Annotated in this window: 15 protein-coding genes; 8 read left to right on the forward strand and 7 right to left on the reverse strand. The window is 60.2% G+C overall.

The genetic code is table 11. From position 1 onward, the window contains the following. Positions 1-19 precede the first annotated feature (19 nt). Both K3181_RS05330 and pdxH read left to right on the forward strand, forming a co-directional pair. Positions 20-1288: an acyl-CoA dehydrogenase family protein gene (locus K3181_RS05330; RefSeq protein WP_221601591.1), complete on the forward strand. Its 1269-nt coding sequence runs from the start codon at positions 20-22 to the stop codon at positions 1286-1288. Between the two features lie 2 nt (positions 1289-1290). After that, positions 1291-1884: a pyridoxamine 5'-phosphate oxidase gene (gene pdxH, locus K3181_RS05335; protein WP_221601593.1), complete on the forward strand. Its 594-nt coding sequence runs from the start codon at positions 1291-1293 to the stop codon at positions 1882-1884. Positions 1885-1909: 25 nt separating this feature from the next. Here pdxH and ipdC read toward each other — a convergent pair whose 3' ends face one another. Next, positions 1910-3589, reverse strand: coding sequence for an indolepyruvate/phenylpyruvate decarboxylase (ipdC, locus tag K3181_RS05340; RefSeq protein WP_221601594.1), 1680 nt, complete (start codon positions 3587-3589; stop codon positions 1910-1912). A gap of 221 nt (positions 3590-3810) precedes the next feature. Here ipdC and K3181_RS05345 point away from each other — a divergent pair, with 221 nt between their 5' ends. Genes K3181_RS05345 through ubiM form a run of 3 tightly spaced genes read left to right on the forward strand, consistent with a single transcriptional unit; the run spans position 3811 to position 7772 of the window. Further along, the gene (locus K3181_RS05345) at positions 3811-5832 is read left to right on the forward strand and encodes a ribonucleoside triphosphate reductase (RefSeq protein WP_221601605.1); all 2022 of its coding nucleotides are present in this window, start codon (positions 3811-3813) and stop codon (positions 5830-5832) included. A gap of 7 nt (positions 5833-5839) precedes the next feature. Then, positions 5840-6574, forward strand: a complete 735-nt coding sequence (locus K3181_RS05350) for an anaerobic ribonucleoside-triphosphate reductase activating protein (RefSeq protein ID WP_221601607.1) — start codon at positions 5840-5842, stop codon at positions 6572-6574. Positions 6575-6602: 28 nt separating this feature from the next. Further along, a complete protein-coding gene (gene ubiM / locus K3181_RS05355; protein ID WP_221601609.1) occupies positions 6603-7772 on the forward strand; it encodes a 5-demethoxyubiquinol-8 5-hydroxylase UbiM in 1170 nt (389 codons plus the stop codon). 610 nt (positions 7773-8382) lie between these two features. Here the strand turns inward: ubiM and K3181_RS05360 are convergent. Both K3181_RS05360 and K3181_RS15835 read right to left on the reverse strand, forming a co-directional pair. Beyond that, a complete protein-coding gene (locus tag K3181_RS05360) occupies positions 8383-9333 on the reverse strand; it encodes an MlaD family protein (protein ID WP_082737151.1) in 951 nt (316 codons plus the stop codon). Further along, positions 9334-9852, reverse strand: coding sequence for a MarR family winged helix-turn-helix transcriptional regulator (locus tag K3181_RS15835; protein ID WP_050599573.1), 519 nt, complete (start codon positions 9850-9852; stop codon positions 9334-9336). A 108-nt stretch (positions 9853-9960) separates the two neighbouring features. On the opposite strand from K3181_RS15835, the gene K3181_RS05370 reads away from it, so the two are divergent. The 3 genes from K3181_RS05370 to K3181_RS05380 are packed head-to-tail and all read left to right on the forward strand — an operon-like array spanning position 9961 to position 14170. Beyond that, on the forward strand, positions 9961-11088 hold the full coding sequence (locus K3181_RS05370; RefSeq protein WP_247714866.1) for an HlyD family secretion protein: 1128 nt from the start codon (positions 9961-9963) through the stop codon (positions 11086-11088). 3 nt (positions 11089-11091) lie between these two features. Continuing rightward, positions 11092-12645, forward strand: a complete 1554-nt coding sequence (locus tag K3181_RS05375; protein WP_050599572.1) for a DHA2 family efflux MFS transporter permease subunit — start codon at positions 11092-11094, stop codon at positions 12643-12645. Positions 12646-12682: 37 nt separating this feature from the next. Beyond that, positions 12683-14170, forward strand: coding sequence for an efflux transporter outer membrane subunit (locus tag K3181_RS05380; RefSeq protein WP_050599651.1), 1488 nt, complete (start codon positions 12683-12685; stop codon positions 14168-14170). 440 nt (positions 14171-14610) lie between these two features. Here the strand turns inward: K3181_RS05380 and K3181_RS05385 are convergent, their stop codons facing one another. The 4 genes from K3181_RS05385 to K3181_RS05400 form a co-directional block, all read right to left on the reverse strand. After that, positions 14611-17547: a TonB-dependent receptor gene (locus tag K3181_RS05385; RefSeq protein ID WP_050599571.1), complete on the reverse strand. Its 2937-nt coding sequence runs from the start codon at positions 17545-17547 to the stop codon at positions 14611-14613. A 419-nt stretch (positions 17548-17966) separates the two neighbouring features. Then, on the reverse strand, positions 17967-18938 hold the full coding sequence (locus tag K3181_RS05390) for an alpha/beta fold hydrolase (RefSeq protein ID WP_050599570.1): 972 nt from the start codon (positions 18936-18938) through the stop codon (positions 17967-17969). Continuing rightward, a complete protein-coding gene (locus K3181_RS05395) occupies positions 18935-20572 on the reverse strand; it encodes a flavin-containing monooxygenase (protein ID WP_050599569.1) in 1638 nt (545 codons plus the stop codon). Before K3181_RS05395 ends, K3181_RS05390 begins: the two co-directional genes overlap by 4 nt. Then, complete coding sequence (locus K3181_RS05400; protein ID WP_050599568.1) at positions 20569-22179, reverse strand: acyl-CoA synthetase; 1611 nt, start codon at positions 22177-22179, stop codon at positions 20569-20571. Before K3181_RS05400 ends, K3181_RS05395 begins: the two co-directional genes overlap by 4 nt. Positions 22180-22236: the final 57 nt, after the last annotated feature.

Consider the following 22236-nt stretch of genomic DNA (forward strand, 5'->3'; position numbering starts at 1 on the left):
GGAATCGCAGGAGAACAGGATGGATTTCACACTCTCACCCGGGCAGATCGCATGGCGCGACCGTGTGCGCGCCTTCATGCGGGACCATGTCTATCGTGCAGAGGATGCCTATCACGCCCACGCCCGGCAGGAAGGCGCAGCACGGTGGCAGATCCCTCCGGTGATCGAGGAACTGAAGGCACGCGCCTATCAGGAAGGGCTGTGGAACCTGTTCCTGCCCCCATCCGAACAGGATACCGAAGACTTTCGCGGCGCAGGGCTGAGCAATCTCGAATATGCGCTGTGCGCCGAGGAAATGGGGCGCGTCAGCTTCGCGTCCGAGGCGTTCAACTGTTCGGCTCCCGATACCGGCAACATGGAGGTCCTGCACCGCTATGGCACGCCCGACCAGAGGGCGCGCTGGCTCAGGCCGTTGATGGATGGCGCGATCCGCTCGGCATTCCTGATGACCGAACCCGACGTCGCTTCCTCCGATGCGACGAATATCCAGACCTCGATCCGGCGCGAGGGTGACGAATATGTCATCAACGGGCGCAAATGGTGGTCTTCGGGCGTTGGCGACCCTCGCTGCGCGCTGGCGATCGTCATGGGCAAGACCGATCCCGAGGCCGAGCGGCACCGGCAGCAATCGCAGGTGCTGGTCCCGCTCGACACGCCCGGGGTGGAGATCGTGCGGTTGCTTCCGGTCCTCGGCTTCGATGGCGCCCCTCACGGCCATGGCGAAGTGGTGCTGCGCAATGTTCGGGTGCCGGTGGACAATATGATCCTGGGCGAAGGGCGCGGATTCGAGATCGCGCAGGGCCGGTTGGGTCCAGGGCGCATCCACCATTGCATGCGAGCCATCGGCGCGGCGGAACGGGCAATCGACAAGATGTCCGAACGGCTGCAGGCGCGTATCGCCTTCGGCAAGCGCCTGTCGGACCGGTCGGTCTGGGAGCAGCGCTTGGGCGAAGCCCGGCTTGACATCGAAATGACGCGCCTTTTGTGCCTCAAGGCTGCCGACATGATGGACAGGACCGACAACAAGGCCGCGCGCTTGGAAATCGCCATGATCAAGGTCGCCGCGCCGCGGACCGCGCTGCGGGTGGTCGATCACGCGATCCAGGCGCATGGCGCGGGCGGTCTGTCGGACGATTTCGGGCTCGCTGAAGTCTATGCCGGTATGCGCGCCCTTCGGATCGCGGACGGTCCCGACGAGGTTCACCTGCGCTCCATCGCGCGCATGGAGCTGGGCCGGGCGAAGGATCGGCTCGCAGACTGGCGCCACACGGGAAGCCGATCGCTTTGAGGATGACGAAGGACGCTGCCGATCCCTTCGCCACCTTCGCCGTCTGGTATCGCGAAGCGCAGGATCAGGCCGATATTGCCGATGCCTCCGCCGTCAATCTGGCCACTGCGTCACCCAGCGGCGCGCCCTCCAACAGAATGGTCCTCATCAAGGAATTCGGCCCGGCGGGGTTCGTGTTCTATACAAATCTGTCCAGCCGCAAGGCGGGGGAACTGAAGGCCAATCCCCTGGCCTCGCTGTGCTTCTATTGGGCTCCGCTCGGCCGGCAGGTGCGGATCGAGGGGGCGGTAACGCAGGTCGGGGACAGCGCGGCGGACAGCTATTTCGCCACGCGCCCGATCGAGAGCAGGATCGGGGCCTGGGCCTCGCGCCAGTCGGAAGAGCTCGCAAGCCGCACCGAACTGGCGGGCCGGATAGCGCGAACGGCAGCCCGCTTTGCCGCGGGAGAGGTCCACCGCCCGCCCTTCTGGTCTGGTTTCCGGCTGGAGCCCACGCGGATGGAATTCTGGACCAACAAGTCGGGCCGCCTCCACGACCGTATCGGGTTCGAAAGGATCGATGCGGATCGCTGGCGGCGATTCCTGATCTACCCTTGATCCTGGCCCTGACCCTGACGCGCCGCTACTCGTCCTTCAGCACCGATAGCTGGCGCATTGCCGCGGAATAGCGGCACAGCGAGCGCGAGGTTTTTCCACGTGGAAGCATGACCTCGATCAGCTGGAAGCTGCGACCATCCCTGTACGCGGCTGCCAGCGCATCCTTCAACTGCGCCCGCGTTTCGACCCGCACGCCTTCGCCGCCCAGCGGCACAGCCATTTGCGCGAAATGCCAGTCGTCGAGATCATGATAGGGCTGGTCCGGCTGGAAGCAGCGTAGCATCTCCCAGCTGCGATTGTTGAGGACGAGCACGATCGGCGCCCAGCCGTATCTGCGGCAATTGCCCAGTTCCCAGCCAGTCATCTGAAACGCGCCATCGCCCACCAGAACCACCGGGCGGCGCCCGGTGGCGGTGCAGATCGCCAGTCCGGCGGGTACGCCCATGCCCATCGAGGCGTAATAGCCCGGCGCGACCAGATCGGTTTCGCACACCTCCAACCCGACGAACAGACTGTCACCGACATCGGCGGCTATCGGCATAACCCCGGAAGTGGCGAACAGATCGTTCAGCGCGGTCGCCACATCGGATGGCTCGAGGGGCGTGTCATCGTAAACCAAACCGGTGGTGTAGCGTGGCGAAGGTGCAGCAGCAGCACTTCCAATCGGCTCGGCAATTTCCGCCAGCGCATCGACCAGCGCTTCCAGGAGGATACCGGGGTAATTGTGGTGCGAGAACGCCACCGCGCCATCGAAGGCCCGGATCGATGCACGCAGGTCGATATTGCGATAGGACACGCCGAAATTGGTATCGCTCAGGATGACGCCCAGCATCAGCAGGCAATCGGCCCCCTCGACCGCTTCCGCAACGTCCGGCTCGCCCGCCGACCCGAGATAGGTACCGAGCAATGGCAGGATCTCGCCCGCAAACAGGCCGCGCCCCATGAAGGTGGTCGCCACTGGCACGCCCAGCGCCCGGCACAGTGCTGCGAGCTTGCCTTCCAGACCATAGCGGCGCGCCTCCACCCCGATCAGGATCGCCGGGCGCTCTGCGGCGCGCAGCCGATCGAGAATTTCGCGGGCACAGGCGCGGGCTGCCGTCGCATCGGCCTGTGGCAGCGCAAGGCGCGGCACGCGCGGACACGGCCGGTCGACCAGATCGCGCGGTATTTCGAGATAGACAGGGCGCGACATGCTGAGCGCGGTGTCTAGCACTCTGGCAATCTCAAACGGCGCGGTGTCGGGATCATTCAGGATTGCCTGCGCGCAGGTCACCTCGCGGAAAATCTCGAACTGCGAATTTAGCGATTTGACCTGGTGGTGCAGCCCCAGCCCCATCCGCGCTTCTTCCGCCCCCGGACCGCCCGAAATGACGACCACGGGCGATTTCTCGGCATAGGCCTGGGCTACCGCGTTGACCATGTTGAGCGCACCCGCACCATAGGTGACGACCGCCACGCCCAGCGTGCTGCCCAGCCGCGCCGCGGCATCGGCGGCATAGCCCACCGATGGTTCGTGGCTGAGAGTGTAGAGCGGCAGGATCGCGCTTTCCTGCACCGCCCGGAAGAATGGCAGGACGAAATCGCCCGGCAGGCCGAAGACCTGCCGCGCGCCGCGATCCTTCAGCGCGTCGAGCAGGGCGGTCGCCAGCGTCCTGCCATTCGTCCGGCGACTTTCCACGGCCGCGCCCGGTGCAAAATCCTGCAATGCTCTGTCTCCATCCGCCGGAATGACGATGCTCACCCGTCCAACTCGATGGCATCGGCGGACAGGAGAGCACGCGATGGCACCTAATCGAAAAAGAATTGCTGTCCTTGATATTTATCAAATCCGTGACACCAGATGAGGTATATACGCAGATTCATCATACCATATGTTGAGTTCGCTCCGGTCCGATCGACGGCAACTCACAATCACGGGAGTTCGCCATGACCATGACCGCCAAGCAGTTTCCGATGGACCACGCCGCTCCGGGGGCCGCGTCGGTCCCGGCTTCTGGCCTTCCTCTCGACACGCCATTTTCCGGACGGTCGATCGACTGTTCGCAAACGGTCGGCGAGTATATTTCCGGCGCCGACTGGCGCATCAAAGCCAACGCCAATGTCGGCTATTCGCATGCGGGCCTGGTCAGCAATGTCGCGGGCAAGGTGATCGCCAATTTCTGGCTCGACGAGATCTATTCGCGCGCAGAGGGCAATGCCCACCGCCAGGCCGACATCCACATCCACGATCTCGATTGCCTGACCGGTTATTGCGCGGGCTGGTCACTGCGCGCGCTGCTGAACGATGGCTTCAACGGCGTTCCGGGCCGCGTATCCTCGCGCCCGCCACGCCATTTTCGCGAGGCGTTGGGCCAGATGAGCAATTTCCTCGGCATCCTGCAATCGGAATGGGCCGGCGCACAGGCCTTCTCCAGCTTCGACACCTATCTCGCGCCCTATGTCTTCAATGACGGACTGAACTTCGCCGAGGTCAAGAAGGCGATCCGCCAGTTCGTTTACAATCTAAACGTGCCCGCGCGCTGGGGGCAGTCGCCCTTCACCAACATCACGCTCGACATCGTCGTGCCCGAAGACCTGCGCAACCTCTATCCCACCTATCGTGACCGGCATCTGTTCGACGGCGTCGAAGACGATGCCCTGCTCGCCCGTGCGCAGGCCCGCGACCTGGGTGTCCGTACGCTCGACGATCTGCGCTTTTCCCATTTCGCACCCGAGATGGAGATGATCAACATCGCCTATTACGAAGTGATGACCGAGGGTGATGCCCGGGGCCAGCCCTTCACCTTCCCCATTCCCACGGTCAATATCACCGAGGATTTCGACTGGGACAGCAAGGTCGCCACCGCTATCTTCGACAATGCGGCCAAGGTCGGCTCGTCCTATTTCCAGAACTTCATCGGCAGCCAGTTCATCGTCGATCCCGAAACGGGCGATCGGAGGCGCAACCCGGAAGCCTATGCCCCCGGCGCAGTCCGGTCGATGTGTTGCCGTTTGCAGCTCGATCTGCGCGAACTGCTCAAGCGCGGCAACGGCCTGTTCGGCTCGGCGGAAATGACGGGATCGCTTGGCGTGGTGACGATCAACATGGCCGCGCTCGGATACCGCTTCAAAGGCGATCTGCCCGGCCTGATGGACGAGCTCGACCGGCTGATGGATCTCGCCAGTTCGACGCTGGAGAAGAAGCGCGCCTTCGTGCAGCAGATGTACGATCGAGGGCTATACCCCTACTCCGCGCGCTACCTCCCGTTCCTGCGCAACCATTTCTCGACCATCGGGGTCAACGGGATGAACGAGATGGTGCGCAATTTCACGGATGATGCGTCCGACCTCGCAGATGAACGCGGCATCGCCTTGGCGCTCGACCTGCTGGAGCATATGCGCCAGCGCCTGGTCGGCTATCAGGAGCGTACCGGCAATCTCTACAACCTCGAAGCCACGCCCGCCGAAGGCACGACCTATCGTTTTGCCAAAGAGGATGTGAAGCGCTTCCCCGACATCCTCCAGGCGGGCAGTGGCGACAATATCTACTACACCAATTCCTCGCAGATCCCGGTCGATCTGACCGACGATCCGTTCGAGGCGCTGGACCTGCAGAACGACCTGCAATGCAAATATACCGGCGGCACGGTGCTGCACCTCTATATGAGCGAAAAGCTGTCGAGCGCGGATGCGGCGCGGTCTTTTCTCAGGAAGGTGCTGACCAATTATCGCCTGCCCTATGTCACGCTGACCCCTGTGTTCTCGGTCTGCGACACGCATGGCTATCTCGATGGCGAGCAGCCCGAATGCCCCACCTGCCGAGAGCGCACCAAGGTCTGGACCCGGGTGATGGGCTATTTCCGCCCGGTCGACAGCTTCAACAAGGGCAAGCAGGGCGAACATCGCGCGCGTCGCCACTTCACCGAGGATGCGGCCACTGTCGGCGACCTCTTCGCCGGGATAGGGTGAGACGACGATGGCGCGTTGTGCCACGGCGCAGGACGAAAGAGCGGGCGCGGGACGAGCCACGCCCCCCTTCCACGCGATCACGCCTTTCACCATGCTCGACTATCCGGGCCGCATCGCCTGCATATTGTGGGTCGCCGGGTGCAATATGCGCTGCCTCTATTGCCACAATCCGCAGATCGTCGCCGGCAAGGGCGCAATCGGCGAGGAGCAGGCGCTGGCATTCCTGCGCAAGCGTAAGGGCCTGCTCGAAGGCGTGGTCTTTTCGGGCGGGGAGGCCACCACCTGGCCTGGCCTCGCAGCATTCATGGCCAGGGTTAAGGCGCTGGGTTACGCGATCAAGCTCGACACCAATGGCCTGAGGCCGGACGTCATCGCGCGCCTGCTCGAGGGGGACCTGCTCGACCGTGTGGCGCTCGACTACAAGGCTCCCTTGCATAAATTCCGCACGGTCACCGGGACGAGCGTCTTTGCCCGCTTCGCCCGCTCGCTCGACCTGCTGTGCTGGCAGCACCGGATTTCGGTCGAAGTGCGCAGCACGATCCATGCCGATCTGCTGGGCGAAGAAGATATCCTCGAGATGGCCCACGACCTTTCCCGGCGCGGATATCGCGGAACCTATGCCCTGCAACGGGCGGTGGCCGGGCCGGACCGGCCTACACTGGGCGACCTGCCCGCCGATACCCGCCCTTTCGACGCCGTACGCTTGGCCCGGCTCAGCCCGCTTGAGCTCGCCGTGCGCTAAACTCGATTCAAGACAAGGATATGCACCCATGACCCAATCCGTGCTGATCGTCGGCGCAGGTCCGGCAGGACTTGCTCTCGCCATCGGGCTCGCCAAGGCGGGGATCGCCGTGACCCTGGTGGAACGACAGGCGGAAGACGAGCTTGCCGAACCCGCCTTCGACGGGCGCGAGATTGCCCTGACACATGCCTCGATTTCGGCGCTGAAACGGCTCGGCGCGTGGGACCGGATTGGCGCGGACGCGATCCACCCGCTGGCCGAAGCCCGGGTGTTCAACGGCGCATCGCCGCTCGCCCTGTCCTTCGCTCCAGGCAGATCGGGCATGCTGCAGCTCGGCTCGCTGGTGTCCAATTGCGACATCCGCCGCGCCCTGTTCGCGGCGGCGCGCGAGTACCCCTGCATCGAGCTGGTCAGTGGAACCGGCGTCAAGCGGGTCGCCACCTGCGAGAACGAGGCGCGCATATGGCTGGACGATGGCAGCGACCGGGCCGCCTCGCTTCTCGTTGCTGCGGATTCGCGCTTTTCGGCCATTCGCGGGCAGCTCGGCATTTCGGCACGTATGAACCGGCTGGGCAAGTCCATGCTGGTCGGGCGCTTGGCGATCGAGCGCGATCACGGGCACGTCGCCACCGAATGGTTCGACCACGGGCAGACGCTGGCCTTGCTGCCCCTGGGTGAGGGACAGGCGTCGGCGGTGGTCACTCTCGCGGACGGGCAGGCACAGCGGCTTGCCGGACTGGATGAGGATGCGATGGGCGCGGAGCTGACCCGCCGCTTCGCAAGGCGCTTTGGCGAGATGCGGATGCTGGCGCCGCCGCATCTCTATCCGCTCACCACGACCTACGCCCACCGCTTCGTCACCCAGCGCGCCGCGCTGATAGGCGATGCGGCGGTTGGCATGCACCCCGTTACTGCGCATGGCTTCAATCTCGGCCTGGCGGGAACCGAGCGGCTTGCCCTCCTCGCCGCGTCGGCCTGGGAGAGAGGAATGGACCTTGGCAGCCCGCACCTCCTGCGCCGCTACCAGGCCGGACACCGCACCGCGACCTGGCCGCTTTACGCCGCCACGAATGCCATCGTCGGCCTCTACACCGATGAGCGGCGCCCCGGACGTCTGGCCCGCCGGATTGGCCTTCGGGCTGCTCGCCTTGTGCCGGTACGCCACAAGGTGACGAAAATGCTGATGCAGGGGGCATAGATCGCCCGCCGTCTCCGCGAGTATCCTCTCGCCACAAGAGTCGGGACGGGCCAAGAGCAAGCACCGGCCAGGACGCAGCGCAAGGCATTCCCATGGTTCTGTGCATCGCACGGGCTTTTGAGGCGGGCAAGGAACAGCAAAGATGGGGCTGTGAGCCCTTCGACCTTCTCCGAGTGCCCGCAGGAAGGCCCACAAAAATGCGAGGCTGGGATGTTTCGAGGCGAGTCGAAACTTATCGGATCGGGTCGCGGAAGCACAGAAAGAGAAAGGGAAAGTCGACGCGAGACGACCGTTTGAAATTCCGATGCGGATCCTCACATGATGGAATTTTATATCTATATTTCAATGTTTTAGAGAAATGGTGCCCAGAAGAGGCATCACATTCGAACTTCTTTTCCGTTTAATTTCTGATGTTTAGATATTTCGGTCAAGCTGAAAAGCCCGCAAAAGGCCCGCAAAATCCCTCTAATGTATTGGTTCGATGCCTTTTTTAGGACTCGGAATTTCAATTTCAAACTTGACCGCGGAGTAGGTCGTTATCCGCTTTGCGCTCCAATCTCCGCTATTCTACGGGCTGCGCGCTCTGCCCGGAAGCAGTCATCCGTTCGGTTTACTTTAAATCATCGATATTCGTTCCAGCTTCTCTTCTTTTTGGCCGATAGTCTGGGAGGGGAGGATTTGATGTAATTCCCTCAACCTGAATATCTTCGATTTTTTCACTGAGAGGAGCAAGTTCGCGACTAAGCTCGCGAAGGTCCGTTTCACCTTCAACCAAAGAATCTTCGACCGCCGGAATGCCACTCCTTATCTGGGAAAGTTTGTTTTCAGCGTTCTGCACGCCCTCCCTGAATTGGCGAAGGCGTCGTTGCGCGATAGCAGAAGCGCTCCGCCCTGAGATCCGCCGATCTGCATCTCGAAGATTATTTCCCCATCCACCAACCCTGTGCCCTAAGTCTAACAATCTTCCTTTTGTTGAGGCCAATCGTTCGTCCCAACCTTCGGCGTCCGATGCGAGTGCGGCCGTCGTGACTCGAAGCCGGACAAGATCGGAGGTGATCACCCGTTGCTTTTCTGGCTCCAGTCCTTCGTTCAGAGCGCGAATGCTATTTGCCACGGTCTCTACAGTGGCGGTCGCATCCCTCCCCAATAGTCCGGTTTCGTCCGCGGCGGGAATGATCTTTTTTCCTGACTTGTCGGTGTAAATGCCCTGACGACCCCGTCGGCCCTCGAGCACGAGCGCAGCCTCTCCAGTTATCAGATCCGTGCTGATTGTCGCTTCAAGGCCGTGGACTTTCGCCGCAGAAGGATCGAGAGTCAGAACAACGACCACGTTTTCCGGTTCATTTTCCGCCAGACGGACCGATGTTACCTGTCCCACAGGGACTCCCGATAGTGTTACAGTCGATCCCGACTGAAGGCCTTCCACGGAGCGATCAAACTTGATCTGATATGTTTCCTGATTTGGTCTGGGATCGATTAGCCACATCGCGAAAGCGATGGTCGTAAGCATCAGAATGCCAACGATCCACGCCACTAGGGAGAAGTTTGCGTTAGTTTCCATCTAGCACGCCGCCAGCGGTTTGTTCGTCCGGCAGAGGGCCGGTGCAATGAAAGTTCGCGTCCCGCATGCTCCATTCGGTTGTCCGCTATAGAACATGACCGAGGTTCGTCCCCTGGCGCAATCGCCACGAGCGGGGCATCCGGGCGCGTCGAATGTGTTTTGGTTTTGAGATCGGCCTAGTCCCAACACGGGCGTGATGCCGCCCCGCCCGTGGCGACCGAATATTGCTATGACTTGCGCAAGCCGCGTCCGGTCACTCAAGCGCGAAGGCGTCATGTCTTCCAGGCCGCTGCTGGAGGATGTGATTTCAAGTCTCCTGGCGATGTCCGTCTGGTTCAGGGCAGGAGCTCTGATCAACTGCGCCAACACACGCCACTGCGTACGATTGAGGCTCAGCGGCTGTGCTCGGTCATCGAATGCCTTGCGCGCGGCGCGGCTGATCTGGTCCATCATGAAGATCGCTCGATCATCGTGGGTGATGACATTGTCGAGTGCGAGAGTGCCCTCATCTTCTGGCATGAGACATTCCTATCGATCGGAGAAAAATAGTAAAGGACTTTCGCATTTTGTTTTGGCCGCTATATCGCTCGCGCAGCGGCTCAAACGATGGCGAGGAGCGAAATAATCATGGCGGACGAGACAGCAGGGGCTAGCGATGAAGGCGCACGTCCGACGGGGTTGTCCAGTCTGCGGGTCCGGCTGGGTCTGCTGATCGCCGGCATTCTGGTCCTGCTCGCCGGGAGCTACTGGTATTACAATCATCAGACGTACGGCAGATTCCAGCAGTCCACCGACAACGCTTATATTGCCGCCGACAGCGTCATCATCTCCCCCAAAATTGCGGGCTACGTCGAGCGCGTATTAGTGACGGAGAATCAAACGGTCGCGTCGGGCGATGCGCTTGTCCAGCTGGACGTGCGAGATTATCGTGCCCAAACGAACCAGGTCGAAGCCCAGATCGCCGCGTCGCTCGCCGGAGCAGATACGGTACGCGCCCAGCAACAAGAGCAGGACGCGGCAATTGCCCAGGCCCGTGCACAGCTCGCAGCGGCATCTGCACAGGCTGGTCTCGCTGCTGAGCAGGTTGTCCGGTACCGCCCCCTTGCCGCTTCGGGAGCGGAGCCGCGCGAGAGGCTCGATCAGCTGGAGGCCCAGGCCAGAGAAGCGCAGGCTCAAGTCGCGGCAGCGCGCGCCGCGCTCACGGCGGCACAGCGCCGACAGAACACGCTTAGCGAGCAGATAGACCAGGCCAATTCGCAAGCCAACGCCGCTCGTGCGCAACTCGAGGCCGCCCGTCTGAACCTGTCATCGACCACGCTCCAGGCCAGTATTTCCGGGCGGGTGGGTGACCTCACGGTCCGACCTGGACAATTTGTCCAGCCTGGCCAACGCCTTATGAGCCTCGTACCGACCGACCGCCTCTACGTGACAGCAAATTTCAAGGAAACGCAGCTCGGACTTGTCCGCCCGGGGCAACCCGTCACCTTGGAAATCGACGCGCTGCCGGACCTCGAGCTATCAGGAAGAGTGCAGAGCATCGCGCCGGGTACCGGGGCAGAATTCTCAATCCTTCCGCCACAGAACGCGACGGGTAATTTCACCAAGATCGTTCAGCGCGTCCCGGTGCGCATATCCATTCAGGCTTCGCCCGAGATCCTGCGTCTGCTGGTGCCGGGCATGTCTGTTGTCGCGAGTGTCGATACGCGCGCCGCTAGAGACCAACTCGATTCGATCCGCAACGCGGCCGGAGACTGACCGATGGCAGGCGCCGCTGCAGCGGTTTCGCCGCCGGTCGAAAAGGCCGATGCTACGGCCTGGATCGCCGTAGCCGCCGGTGCGCTGGGGGCGATGCTGGCAACGCTTGACATCTCGATCGTCAATTCGGCGCTGCCGACGATCCAGGGGGAAATCGGCGCGACCGGAACCGAAGGCACCTGGATCGCGACAGCCTTCCTTGTTGCCGAGATCATCATCATCCCTCTGAGCGCGTGGCTGGAAAGACTGCTCGGCCTTCGCACGCTGCTCATCGTCGCGGTTTCTGCCTTCACGGCCTTTTCGGTGTTGTGCGGCATTGCCACCGATCTGACGACGATGATCATCGGTCGCACCGGTCAAGGGTTCATGGGCGGCGCGCTTATTCCAACCGCCATGACCATCGTCGCAAAGCGACTGCCTCCATCGCAACAGCCGATTGGCATGGCGCTCTTCGGAATGACCGTGGTTCTTGGGCCGGTAATGGGCCCGTTGGTGGGGGGCTGGCTTACCGAGAACCTGAGCTGGCACTACGCCTTCTTCGTCAACGTGCCCGTCTGCGCGTTGCTCCTTGCTTTACTATTCATCGGGCTACCCCATGAAAAGCCCGACTGGGTTTACCTGCGCGAGGCTGATTGGGCGGGAATAGCTGGTATGATCCTTGGGTTGGGTGGGCTGACCATCGTTCTGGAAGAAGGCCACCGTGAGGAGTGGTTCGATTCCACGCTGATCGTCCAGCTCACACTGATGACGGTCGTGGGTTTTGCACTTCTGACCTACGGACAGCTTTACGCGCGCAAACCCGTGCTCAAATTGCGCCTGATGCTCAGCAGGCAGTTTGCCAGCGTCGTGGTGATGGCACTGGCGCTTGGCATGGTCATGTATGGCTCGACCTACGTGATCCCGCAATTTCTCGCGATAATTTCCGATTATAATGCCTTGCAGACCGGACTTGTGATCTTCTGGATGGGCGTTCCGGCTTTCCTGTTGATGCCCGTTCTCCCGTTCATGATCCGCAGGATTCACATCCGCATTGCGGTCGGCGCGGGCATGTTCATCATGGCGCTAAGCTGTTTCGTCAGCATAAATCTGACAGCGGAATCGGGAGGTGGAGTGTTCACCGAAAGCCAGTTCCTGCGTGGCATCGGCATGATCCTCACGATGATGTTCCTCAACCAGGCGACGGTAGCTTCGGTTGCCAAGGAGGATGCCGGCGATGCTTCCGGGATCTTCAACGCGGCGCGAAACCTCGGGGGCTCGTTCGCGCTCGCGGGGCTTGCCTCGTTCCAGGATCAGCGCCTGTGGCATCATAGTCGACGCATGGAAGAAACCCTCAACGCCAACAGCCCCCGGCTACAGGAATACCTGGACGGCATGACGGCGTCGCTGGGCAGCCCACAGGCCGCGCTGGAGATGCTTTCCGGCATCATTCAGCGCGATGCGTTCGTGATGACCTACAACGATGTCTTTTTCGCCATGGGCGCGATTACCCTGGTCACGGTGCCGCTGGTACTGTTCCTCAAGCCTCTCCCGAAGAACTTATCCCTTTCGATGCACTGAGAACTCTATGCGCAAGACCCTAACCCTCCTCGCTCCCATGGCGCTCCTCGCGGGTTGCATGTCCGGTCCCGACTATGCCGGTCCCCCGCAACTTGCGACCGCCGCAGGCAATGCGTTCGTACGCGCCGGCCCCGAAATCGATCCGTTTGCGCCGATTGCCGGCGACTGGTGGACGCTGCTCGGCGATCCGGTTCTCAATGAACTGGAGGCGCGCGCGCTGGTCGGCAATCCGGGCGTGGCCGCGGCGCGCGCTCGCATCGAACAGGCAAGGGCTTCTCTCCGCCAGGAGCGCGCCAACCGGCTACCCGCCGTGGCTGCGCAGGCGACTGCGGTCCAGGCGAATATCCCAGGGCTAGATATCGGCAGCGGCCCGCCCCCGGGATCGCCCGGCGCTCCTGCAGACACCGAAGAGCAGGACAGCCTCAGCGTCTACAACGTCGGGCTCAATGCAAACTGGGAGATCGATTTCGCTGGGGGGCAGGCACGGCGTGTCGAGGCCATTAACGCTCAGGCTGCGGCCTCGGTGGCGAACGCCGAGGATGCGAAAGTCCAGCTCGCCGCCGAAATCGCGCGGGCGTATGTGAGCCTGCGAGAAGCGCAAGGGCGGCTCGAGCTTGTCCAGCGAGAGCGCGACTTGCAGCAGCAAATTCTCGAATTGACCTATCAGCGCTATACACAGGGCGCTCTCGCGCTGTTCCCGGTCGGTAACGCGAACGCCGAGCTCGAACTGCTCAAGTCGCAGATCGCGGAAGCTCAAGCGGACATCGATGTATTCAAAGACACGCTCGCGGTGCTGACGGGCGAAGCGCCCGGCGCACTCGACGGGCTCCTGGCGGCTCAGGCCGAAATTCCGCTTCCCCCCGAACGGGTCGCGGTGGGCGATCCCGCAGCGCTAATAGCGCGGCGGCCGGATGTTCGAGCCGCCGAACGCATGCTGGCCGCGGCGAATGCGCGCATTGGCGTGGCAGAGGCTGCTCGCTTCCCCAAGATTTCCTTCATGGGGATTCTCGGTTTGGGCGGATCGGAGCCCGACGACATCCTGGACCCGGGCAACTTATCGGCAATCGCTTTGCCGCGGCTGCAGTGGAACCTGCTTGATTCCGGCCGCACGGCAGCATCGATCGATCAGGCCGAGAGTGCGCGCGACGAGGCCGAAGCGCGCTATCTTGAAGTGGTCCTGGGCGCACTACGCGACGCCGAACAATCGCTTGCTCGGTTCGGGCAACAAAGAGCCAACGTAGCCGCGCTGGCGCAGATCAGTCGGCAGGCCGACACGGCTGCGGAGCTTAACGAGCAACGCCGCGCCGCGGGGGTAATCTCGCAAGGCGAACTCGACACTTCGATCCGCAAGCGCGAACAGGCCAGAGCAAATCTCGATCGGGCGATCGCCGCCATGACAAATGGCTGGATCGCGATCCAGAAGTCGCTTGGGTTGGGATGGGTCGAATTGTCTCGCGACAATCGCACGTCGGTTGAGCCAGCTCCGGTCGATCGAAAATCAGTTATGAAACCTGAACAGAGTTAGGATAAGTTTTCTCAGAAGTCTGCCCCGCAGCCCCTTCCAACTTTTCCTAACGCGTCAGCACCTCGTGCACTGCGACCCAATCTTGGATCATAGGGGTCAGCATGTTTCCGCCTTTCGCAGAGTGCGTTTGCCAGTATCACCATCGGATATCCCGATTGCACTATTCGGTGACTCTTCATTGTCGTTTCTATGTAAGGCCTTAAGCTTTCCGCGAGCATCTCGTAGCGACATCAACGAGCGATCGTACAGGCATTTCGAGTGCAGCTCGCATTTGGCCGGTTCGATGACCGCCTCGTCGGTAGGCTTACGAGGCGGTCATCGAGCATTACGCCGCTCTGGAAAAGCTATAAAGTCATGGGTCGAAATACGAACTAGCTGGCACTGTCCTTTCGGGTCGTTGGGAGGACCACCGATCTCCCCGCCAACACGATCTGGACCTGTTAGAAACTGAACCCCAAAGCAACACCATATCTACGAGGATCCAAAGTGTAGATATTGGTAAAATTCCCCGAGGATGCGTCGGTCAAGTACAATCCTGTCACCGAGCTGCTGTCGAAAATGTTCTGAACAAATCCGCGCACGAACCAACGCTCATCCGCACTGTTCAACTGCACGATCGCGTTGGCTTGCACGAATGGCTCGATCCGGTTGACCCTGCCGTTAAAGATATTGCCGTATTGCTCACCAGTCAGCGCTACGTCCACGCGAGGAACCAGAGTCATGCCATTGTCGAAAGTGGCGGTGTACTGCACACCCATCGAAACCTTCATTTCGGGGGCCTGCGGCAACTTGTTCCCTTTTATGTTGACCTCTACGCCAGGGCTTAATACCGCAAGGCCGCTGCCCGCCGGAACGGCTCCGGCCAAGACATCGCAAATGCTGAATGCGCCGCTTGACGCAAGATTGCCGTCATTAGGAAATTCTTCGGGACCACGAAGACCCAGAGCTGCGTTCACTCCGGCGACGAATGCGTCGGCCACGCCGGGGGCTGGCCCGGTTACGGCACAATTAGCACCGTTGCTGATATCCTTGATGATGACGGCATCAGGATCGCCGCCACCCGGGTCGCGCGGATTGGAGAAGAACTGGTCGCCGGCAACTTCCGCGTTGAGATAACTGAACGTCAAGTTGACAAGCCAATCGGGATCGGGCCGGATAACGGACTCTAGTTCCACACCCCAGATATCGGCATCGATAGTATCATTAACTGAGGTACGGGCGACGATGCGGCTAAGCTGCAACCCGCTATACTTATAGTAGAATGCAGTAGCGTTTAATTGCAGTGCGCCATTCGCAAAGGTATTTTTCGATCCGATTTCAAATGCGTCGATGGTTTCTGATCCGAAGCTTTCAGCCACATCGAAAACGGGCGAAAGGGGCGGGTTGATACCCCCGGATTTATAGCCCCTGGCATAAGATGCGTAAATCGAATTGTCAGGCGTAACTTCGTAGTCGAGCACCGCACGCCCGGTTATTTCATCGAAACCTACTTCTCTAAATTGCGTCAGCTGCTCACCTGGCGTACCAGGATCGGCATCAAAAAGACCAGAGGGACCGGTTAAGGGAGTGATCGGGCTGTCGAACGGCTCCCCGTCATTCGCGTAAGGATTGAGGAAGCTAATCAAGGTCGTGCGCGCAGTCACGTCTTTCTTGTCGTCGTTATACCGCAAACCTCCGGTGAAGGTCAGACGCTCGGTCAGGTCGACGTAGATCTCCCCGAACACACCGAAGCTCTCAAGATTAGCCTCGAGAGAATTGTTGCGGTACATGGATGTTGCGAAGTAGGATGGCGGTGCACCGCCTGCCAAAGTACCAAACGATCCCAGAATGGCACTGGCGTAGTCAAGCGCGAATGAGTTTACATAGTAACTGTTGTCGGTAGTCTTGGACTTTGCATAGATCCCTCCGAGCAGGAAATTGAATGCTCCGTCGAAATCACTGGAAAGGAGGATTTCGCCGCTCCAGGATTCGCGTTGCTCTGAAGACCTGTCGAAGGATAGCGGCGTTTCGCCGCACAATACATTACCTTCGAACGCGCCCCTGTTCCCATCATCGTTATCGGAGGTGCACAATAAGCCCCCTGGGCCATTGGGGATGAGAGCCTCCACAATCGGGGTAAAATACGCCGACGAACCTGGCACGAACGCCGGTGCAGGTGCGGGGAGGCCGGTAGGCAAACCGTTGGCCGCGAAGCCGGACAACACGTTCAAGGCCGTAGCAAAGCCGGTACGATCCTGAATGCCCAGAAAGTAGTCCTGCCGGGAATCGACTTCGGTGTCCTGATAAAGACCGGTTGCAGTCAGTGTCATAGCTCCGATGCGCTGCTCGAGACGGGCCTGTAGCTGCACTTCATCGGCAAAATAGAATGGAGTATACGCCGTGTTTACCGTGCGCACATCGTCGGGCTTATCGAATCCTGCAAATGCATCGGGGCCGTACAGGCTTCCCAATCCCAGTACTGAGGGAATTCCCTGAATAGCGAAGAACTCTTGCGAACTGAGCGTTGCGCCGACTGTGGAATTGGCATTGGTGATGTCAAAGTCGCGGCGATTGTTCAGACAACCCAGCACGCCGAGCGGGTCACGCTGGCAGGCCTGCTTTTGATTACGTAAACGGGTGTCATCTTCCCTGAAATAATATGCCATGAAGTCGAGAGTGGTATCGGCACCGGGTTCAAAACGAAGAGAACCACGAACAGCGTACATGTCTCGGTCGTCGACATCCGAATTGTCGAAAAGGTTTGTGGTGTAACCGTCGCGATTCAGAAAGAATCCGGCTACCCGAACGCCGATAGAATCGCCGATCGGGACATTGACCATCCCTTCGGCCTTGATGCTGTTGTAATTCCCATACTCGAACTCTCCGGCCGCGCCGAAAGAACCGAGGTCAGGCTTGGCTGTCACAAGGTTGACAACACCCGAGGTAGCGTTGCGGCCGAAGAGGGTGCCCTGCGGCCCCCGTAGGACCTCAATTCGCTCAAGGTCAAAATATTCTGTTTCGAACAGCCGGGTACCAAAAAGAGGGGAACCATTGATATGGATAGCCGTCGCTGCGTCACACGTCACACCAACACAAAGATCGCCGATACCACGGATGGTGAAGGACGACCCGGTGAAGTTGCCCTTCGAAAATGAGACGTTCGGGAGCGTCAATTGAAGGTCAGCAGCGTTCTCGATCTGCTGGCTTTCGAGAGCCGTAGCATCGAAGGCACTGACCGCGATCGGCACCTCTTGCAGACTTTGAGATTGGCGTTGGGCCGTCACGATGATTACGGATCCTTGGGGTTCCGCCTCATCAGTTGTGGAATCCTGCGCTAAAGCCATCTGCGGCCAAGCCAAGATGGCCGAAGTGGCGAGCACCATCGCTCTCAGTGTCATATAGCATCCCTTCCCATCTCTTCAGTGCGACGATAATTGGCTCCGCCGCTTACTGCAAAATGGGGCGACCTCGAGGGTCGCCCCTTAGTCTGTGGAGAGGAGAGGGAGAGAATTAGCCCAATCCCCGTCCATGGGCATATACATCCGCGTGATATTAGTAAAGCGCCTTATCTTTTGACCCCATGGGCCACGATCCAGATCGCACGCGGAGTGAACGTTTGCTAAAGATCAGCAATGGTTGGCGTGCTAAGCGAGTTGCTCCCGATAAAGCTTTTGCCCCAGCTGGCATCGAGACCAACGAAGCGTTCGCCGTGCCGACGGCGACAATAGTTCGGATATAGTACAAGATGAATATGGACGCCCTTTGCCCCCATCTCGCTGGCCTCTGACCAGGAACCAGCCTCTTAGTATGGGGGATCTCAGAGGCTCCAAAAGGCCAGTACCGCCCGTAGCGCAGCGACGAACGCGAGCGGCTGATCCAGCATGAGATGATGGCGTGCATCGGGCACTGCAACAATTGGTATCTTTCCCCCTCCCAGTTCCCGGATATAGCGGGCGGAATCGCGATCAAAGAGCTGACTTTTCTCGCCGTACACAATCGCTTTGCGCCCGGGCGCATCGACCAGCCTCTGGCCTACTGTCAGCCATTCGTCGGGCTTGTTGCTGCGCCGGAACACTTCGGGAGAAAACTTCCATGTCCACTCCTCGCCATCGCGGCGGAGAGAGTGATAGGCCATGTAATCCATCAGGAACGGCTCACCAACTGCCTGCGGCGGCGACAGGATATACCTCTCGCGCGCCGCTTCGTAGGTGGGGTAGCGTCGCACCGGTTTGTCAGGATTACCCGACCCGGGGCTCGATCTGCCCATGGTCCAGTATTTCTCCAGCTTTTCGGGCCGCATCACCATGAGATCGCAGACAATAACGCCGGCGAAGGCATCCGGCGATTGGGAAACGGCGGTCAGCGCTGCACCCGAGCCGAAACTATGGGCGATGATCGTCGGTCTGCTTCCATCTGCAAACAAATCGAGCGCTTCGCTGATCTCGACAAATTCCTTTCCCCGCGCAGCTATATCGGCCACGCCGCGCATCTCGCTATCGCCCATACCGGCCAGATCGAACGCCACCACGTCGTAGTCTTCGGCAAGGTACGGTGCGATGAAGGCAAAGCAGCGGGCATGGGCGAGAAAACCGTGAGTCATGAGCAATTTGGGCCGGTCACGCCTGCCCCAGCGAAGATAATGCACCCGCGCGCCACCAACCTCTACGAAGCCTTCCTCACGGGGCACGCTCAGCGCCCAGGCGAACCATTCGGGTATATCCGCCCCGTCGCCGGCCCATACGGGATCAATATCTGTTGACCCGTCGTGGATTGGTTTCATTTCATTCATTTCGGCGCAGTCTCCATACCGGATAGTGTATTCCTGATAAAACCACGATAATCGTGCCGTGCGACATCGTGGCATAGATCGGCGTAACCAGATACGCTGGGGAAATTGATCAGTTGTCGGGGTTTGCCGGGAATATTGGCGCCCATGTACCACGATTCAGCCTTGGGGAAGAGCGTCATCGACCCTACTTGGGCGACCATATCGGTCCAGCTTCGCTGGGCCAGCGCATCGGCTTCGAAAAGGCCGATCCTGTTATCGCGCAGCCAGATCAGGAAATCGCAGATCCAGTCACCCTGGATTTCGGCGCTTGTCGGACCGTTGGAAAAGCCTGAAGGGCTGAGCGGTCCGTAGGCGAACAGCATGTTCGGAAATTGGGCGACAGCCATGCCCAGATAGGCTTTGATCTCACTCTTCCATGCTTCTGCCAGCGCCAGCCTTCCGCGGCCGGTGATGTTCATGTCGATGAGCCCGCCACGACCGGCATCGAAGCCGGTCGCGAAGACAATGAGATCGCACGGGATCATGCCAGTGGCTGTTTCTATCCCGGCCTCGGTGACGCGAGTGATCGCGGTGTCGTTCAGATCGACCAGCGTCACATTGTCTTGTGCGAAGATCTCGTAATAATTCTGTTCGAGCGATGGTCGCTTGGTCCCGAAGGGATGTGGCGGCTCATCGGGAGCGAGCTTCTCGGCAATGGTCGGGTCGCAGATCCGCTCGCGCACCTTGTCACGCCAGAACTCGTAGGCGTGGCGATTGGCGTCCTCGTTCGTCAGTATGTCAGCGAAATTATGATACCAGAAGCGCAACCCTCCTCGCTGCCACAAATCCTCGAAATGCGTAGTCCGCTCTTCCTCGGTCACAGCCAGGGCCGAAATGTCCAGCGATTGGCATTCGAAACCGCCACTTGTCGTAAGCCTTTTCTGGAAGACAGCGGGATATTCGGATTTTTCGCGAAGCTGACGATCTGCGTCCAGTTTTTCCTGCCGCATGGGAAGGGCGAGAATCGGGGTTCGCTGAAAAAGCGTCAGCTGCTCCGCGCAGCTTGCCGCCTCCTGCGCCACCTGTACGCCGCTGGCACCCGTGCCGATCAGGGCGATCCGGCGGCCGGAAAGGTCGATGCCTTCCTGCGGCCAGCGGGCGGTATGGCACCATTCGCCTTCGAAATCGCTAAGGCCCGGGATATCGGGAATGTAGGGTTTCGAGGCGAACCCCAGGGCCGGCAAGAGGAAACGCGCGCTTACTTTTCCGCCATCGTCGAGCTTCAATCGCCAGCAGGCGGTGTCTTCATCGAACGGCGCGCTTTCGACCCGTGTTTTCATTCGCATTGCCGGCCAGAGGTCGAGCGTATCGCAGACGTGGAGGAAATAGGCGCGCAGTTCTTCCCAGCCTGGAAATCGTTCGCTCCACGTCCAGCTTTTCCATACTTCCGCAATGGAAAATTCGTAAAGTGGAACCTGGGAATCGACCCGTGCTCCCGGATAGCGGTTCCAGTACCAGATTCCGCCCGGCTGCTCCGCTGCGTCTACCAGCAGAACATCGAACCCCGCCTGACGCAGCTTGTATAGCAGGTATATTCCGCTGAACCCGGCCCCGACGATTACGACATCATAGTCAGGAAGGGGCGAATGGCTCACGAGGCCCCGGCACCCGCTTTCGCGATGTCTTTGGCCGTAGTATAATCCGCCTTGCCGTTTGACGCGCGCAAGGCGGTTTGCGTTGGGCAAATCGCCTTGGGCGTTTTGTAACCTGCCAGTTGCTGGCGCACGTGATCCTTGATCGCTTGCGCGTCGAAGTCCGCATCCTGGGTCAAATGCACCACAGCGGTCACCGCTTCGCCCCATTTTTCGTCAGGCACCCCGACGACAAGCGCGTCGGCAATGGCGGGATGGGTTTTGAGCACTTCCTCCACCTCCTCGGGGTAAACCTTTTCACCTGCGGTGTTGATGCAGACGCTGCCGCGGCCCAGCAAGGTCAGGCTTCCATCGGATTCCACCCGGCACCAGTCGCCCGGGATGGAGTAACGCACGCCATCGATCGTCCTGAAAGTCTTGGCCGACTTTTCCGGGTCCTTGTAGTATCCTGTGGGGATTGCGCCCTTGCGGGCAATAAAGCCGGGCACGCCGCTCCCCGCCTCGACCTTCCGGTCGTTCTCGTCGAATACGTCGCAAAATTCCCCGATCCCGAATTTCGCGGTGTTGGTGCCGCCCTGTGCGGTCGTCACCGACAAGCCGTAGCCCAGCCCTTCCGAAGCGCCAAAACTGTCCATGAGGATGACCTGGGGGATATGTTTGCACAGGCCCGCCTTTACCTGTTTACTCCACATGACGCCGGACGAGATGATCGAAATCAGGCTGCTCGTGTCCCAGCGCTTCGGGTGGGCGTCCAGCGCCTGCAGCATGGGTTTGGCAAAAGCGTCACCGACAATGGCGATGCTCTGCACCTTGTGCTGGTCCACTGCATCCCACAATTCTTCGGCGTCGAAGGATGGATCGGACAGCGTGACGATGGCCCCGCCCGACATGAGCGTGCCGATAGCAGTAATGAACCCGGTTCCATGCATCAGCGGGCACGCCGGCAAAGTGATGCGCGCAAGCTCGCCCTGCTTCACCAGGGCCACCATTTCCTCCATGGTCTGGGGAACCGGACCCAGCAGCTTTTGCGCGTCGAGCTGAGCCTTGCGCATATCATCGTGTCGCCACATCACGCCCTTGGGCATGCCGGTGGTACCGCCTGTATATATGAACAGCAGGTCATCGGGGGAACGCTCGATATCGAGAGGCGCGCCGTTACCTTCTACAAGTTTTTCGTAAGGAAGCGCGAAGGAAGCGATCTGCGAAGCATCGCCGATTTCTACAAATGTATGAACCTTGGTCAACCGTTCCTTCAGTTCAAGAATGCAGTCGCGGAACTCGGAACTGTAAACAATTACCTCGCTATCGGAATCGTCGAAGATGTAGAAAACCTCCTCGGGACGGTAACGATAATTGATGTTCACGTGCGTGAGGCGGCCCTTGAAGCACGCGGCCATCAATTCCCCGTATTCGGGACGGTTGCGCATGTAGAAGGCTATCTTCGCCCCGTCGCCTGCACCTTGCGCGCGCAGATTGCGCGCCAAATTGTTCGAACGCTTCGACATTTCGGGCCAGCTAATGATCCGGTCGCCGTGAATCAGCGCCGGAGCATCTTCTGGGACCGCAGGCTCGATTGCATCAAGGATGTCGCCAAGGTTCCAGTCGATCACGTATTAATTCCTCTCTCCTTGGTGGCCACGATTTTGTCGGTAGCGTGCGCCTAATTC

The sequence above is a fragment of the Qipengyuania mesophila genome (assembly GCF_019711655.1).
GTDB lineage: Bacteria > Pseudomonadota > Alphaproteobacteria > Sphingomonadales > Sphingomonadaceae > Qipengyuania > Qipengyuania mesophila.

Coding starts and splice junctions, on each gene's coding strand:
- ubiM (WP_221601609.1), top strand. CDS start 6,603: ATGACCCAATCCGTGCTGATCGTCGGCGCAGGTCCGGCAGGACTTGCT.
- K3181_RS15835 (WP_050599573.1), bottom strand. CDS start 9,852: ATGCCAGAAGATGAGGGCACTCTCGCACTCGACAATGTCATCACCCAC.
- K3181_RS05350 (WP_221601607.1), top strand. CDS start 5,840: ATGGCGCGTTGTGCCACGGCGCAGGACGAAAGAGCGGGCGCGGGACGA.
- K3181_RS05345 (WP_221601605.1), top strand. CDS start 3,811: ATGACCATGACCGCCAAGCAGTTTCCGATGGACCACGCCGCTCCGGGG.
- K3181_RS05385 (WP_050599571.1), bottom strand. CDS start 17,547: ATGACACTGAGAGCGATGGTGCTCGCCACTTCGGCCATCTTGGCTTGG.
- K3181_RS05380 (WP_050599651.1), top strand. CDS start 12,683: ATGGCGCTCCTCGCGGGTTGCATGTCCGGTCCCGACTATGCCGGTCCC.
- K3181_RS05390 (WP_050599570.1), bottom strand. CDS start 18,938: ATGAATGAAATGAAACCAATCCACGACGGGTCAACAGATATTGATCCC.
- pdxH (WP_221601593.1), top strand. CDS start 1,291: ATGACGAAGGACGCTGCCGATCCCTTCGCCACCTTCGCCGTCTGGTAT.
- K3181_RS05370 (WP_247714866.1), top strand. CDS start 9,961: ATGGCGGACGAGACAGCAGGGGCTAGCGATGAAGGCGCACGTCCGACG.
- K3181_RS05360 (WP_082737151.1), bottom strand. CDS start 9,333: ATGGAAACTAACGCAAACTTCTCCCTAGTGGCGTGGATCGTTGGCATT.
- K3181_RS05330 (WP_221601591.1), top strand. CDS start 20: ATGGATTTCACACTCTCACCCGGGCAGATCGCATGGCGCGACCGTGTG.
- K3181_RS05375 (WP_050599572.1), top strand. CDS start 11,092: ATGGCAGGCGCCGCTGCAGCGGTTTCGCCGCCGGTCGAAAAGGCCGAT.